General features: G+C 58.8%; 3 protein-coding genes. 1 reads left to right on the forward strand and 2 read right to left on the reverse strand.

Annotated elements, in window-relative coordinates; all coding sequences use genetic code 11:
* Positions 1 to 205: 205 nt before the first annotated feature.
* Both KGB23_RS30005 and KGB23_RS30010 read right to left on the reverse strand, forming a co-directional pair.
* Entirely contained in the window at positions 206 to 511 is a 306-nt protein-coding gene (locus KGB23_RS30005; RefSeq protein WP_223433694.1) for a PsiF family protein, read from the reverse strand.
* A gap of 64 nt (positions 512 to 575) precedes the next feature.
* Positions 576 to 1,370, reverse strand: a complete 795-nt coding sequence (locus tag KGB23_RS30010; RefSeq protein ID WP_223433695.1) for an AraC family transcriptional regulator — start codon at positions 1,368 to 1,370, stop codon at positions 576 to 578.
* A gap of 96 nt (positions 1,371 to 1,466) precedes the next feature.
* Between KGB23_RS30010 and KGB23_RS30015 the strand changes: the two genes are divergently transcribed.
* Positions 1,467 to 2,296 (forward strand): DMT family transporter (locus tag KGB23_RS30015; protein WP_223433696.1); only part of this gene is annotated, 830 nt, incomplete at its 3' end.

A 2,296-nucleotide genomic window follows, 5' to 3' on the forward strand; every position in this document is an offset into this window, starting at 1 on the left:
AGTAATCCATCTCCACAACCAAACGGATCGCCTCCGCTTTTTCCTCAGATGTAACAACCCGATATCCCATGATGATTCCTAAAGTCGACGCTCCTACATCATGGTCCAAAAATATTCGACCACTACACGGCAGCTCCTACAGGGAACGCGGTCTTATGTAGGAGCTGCCGAAGGCTCGGGCCGCGTTCGGACGATCTTTTGATCTTTATTTTTTCTTCAGGCAATCGCTCATGAAGGTTTTGCGCGCATCGCCCTTGAGCGCCTGAGTGGCGGCATCGGCGTTGCAGGTTTTCATCTTTTCTTGCTGAGGAGTCAGGGGTTTGGCGGCATCGGCGGCGGGTGCAGCTTTGAGGCAATTGCTCATGAAGGCTTTGCGTTCGTCTCCCTTGAGGGTTTTCGCGGTAGCGTCAGCATTGCAGGTGGTCATCTTGTTCTGTTGCTCGGTGGCGGCAAAGCCCTGGGCGCAGAACAGTAAACCGATCATCAACAAAGGGACACGCAACATCTTCATGGAGTTTTCTCCTTGTTGCCGCACTGACGAGCACGGCCTCGCTCTGGAGTGTAGACAACACCTGTTACACCTTCCTGGTCTCAAGGTGACTGCGTCGATACTGTTCCGGCGTGCACTCCGCCTGGCGTTGAAACATCGCGATAAACGCTGATCCGGTGCTGTAGCCCATGTCGAACGCGATTTCCTGGATGCTGCGATGGCTGTCCAGCGCTTCGATCGCCGCCAGAAACCGCAACCGCTGCCGCCACTCACCAAAGCTCATGCCCAACTCACGCACGAACCGCCGCGCCAGGGTGCGTTCGCTGACATGGATCTGCGTAGCCCACTCCGCCAAGGGCCGGTTATCACCGGGCTCAGCCTGCAAGGCTTCGAGTATCGCGAGCAAGCCGGGGCTGCTGGCGTAGGGCAGGTAACACTCATGCACCGGCGCTTGCTGCAGCTGATCCACCAACACTTGGGCCAGACGTTTGTCGGCTTCGTACTCGGGAATCTTCACATCGCGCGCGGCAAAGTCTTTGAGGATCGCTTTGAGGATGTCGCTGATGGCCAGGGTGCAGGCCTGCTGAGGCAGGTCCTGGCACATCATCGGCGCCAGGCAGACCGCGCGATAGTTGATCGGCTGATGGCTATAGAAGCTGTGTTCAGTCTGCGGCGGCACCCACACCGCGTATTGCGGCGGCGACATGAAGCGGCTGCCGCCGATTTCCATGTGCAATACGCCGTGGGCCGAATATTCCAGCGTGCCCCATGGATGACGGTGCGCCGAGGCATAACGATGCGCATCAAAGTCGGCATAACGGAAGTACACCGGCGCGGGCAGTTCGCTGAAATCCAGCAGATCGATGGGTTTACTGTTCATGCTGTCCGTCATCAGGGGCAGGTTGTCTGGATCGAAGTATAGGCTTGTATCCAGACAGGCGATAATCGCCCCTCATTAACGTTCCGGTTTTCTCTGATGCAATACGCTTATCCCCTGCTGGCCATTTTCATTTGGGCCGGCAACACCGTGATCACCAAGATGTCGGCCGGGGCGATCTTCCCCGCCGAGATCGGTTTTTACCGCTGGCTGCTGGCCGGGATGCTGTTCACCCCCTTCATGCTCAAACCGGTGATTGCCCATTGGCCAGCGATCCGCCCGAACCTGGGCAAAATCTTTGTGCTCGGCGTGCTCGGCATGGCCGTGTACCAAAGCCTGGCGTACTTCGCGGCGAGCCTGACCTCGGCCACCAACATGGGCATCATCCTGTCGCTGATGCCGTTGATGTCGCTGGCCATGGCGATCATTAGCCTCGGCCAGCGCCTGACCATCGGGGCCCTGGTCGGAGCGGTGCTGTCGCTCGCAGGGGTTTTGGTGGTCGTCTCCTCCGGCAGCCTTGGCGCGCTGCTCGAACACGGGGTGAACCTGGGTGACGCGATGATGCTGATCGCTACCCTGGCCTACGCGATTTACAGCACGCTGCTGAAAAAGTGGCAGCTGCGTTTGCCGCCGCTGGTGTTGCTGTACTTGCAGGTATGGGTGGCGGTGGTGGTGCTGTTTCCGATGTTCCTCGCGTCACCGAAGATCGGCCCGACGCTGCAGAACATTCCGCTGGTGCTTTACGCCTGCCTGCTGGCCTCGATGGTTGCGCCATTGGCGTGGATGCAGGCCGTGATCCGCCTGGGGCCGAGCCGGACTACGCTGTTTTTCAATCTGCTGCCGTTGATTACTGCGCTGATTGCGGCGGTGGTGCTGCATGAGCAATTGGCGATGTATCACCTGGTGGGCGGGATGTTGACGCTGGGTGG

Origin of the sequence: Pseudomonas sp. GL-B-26, assembly GCF_019947405.1 — a bacterium.
Taxonomy (GTDB): domain Bacteria; phylum Pseudomonadota; class Gammaproteobacteria; order Pseudomonadales; family Pseudomonadaceae; genus Aquipseudomonas.

Excerpts from the sequence above, each read along its gene's own strand:
- KGB23_RS30005 (WP_223433694.1), bottom strand. The coding sequence starts at position 511 with ATGAAGATGTTGCGTGTCCCTTTGTTGATGATCGGTTTACTGTTCTGC.
- KGB23_RS30010 (WP_223433695.1), bottom strand. The coding sequence starts at position 1,370 with ATGAACAGTAAACCCATCGATCTGCTGGATTTCAGCGAACTGCCCGCG.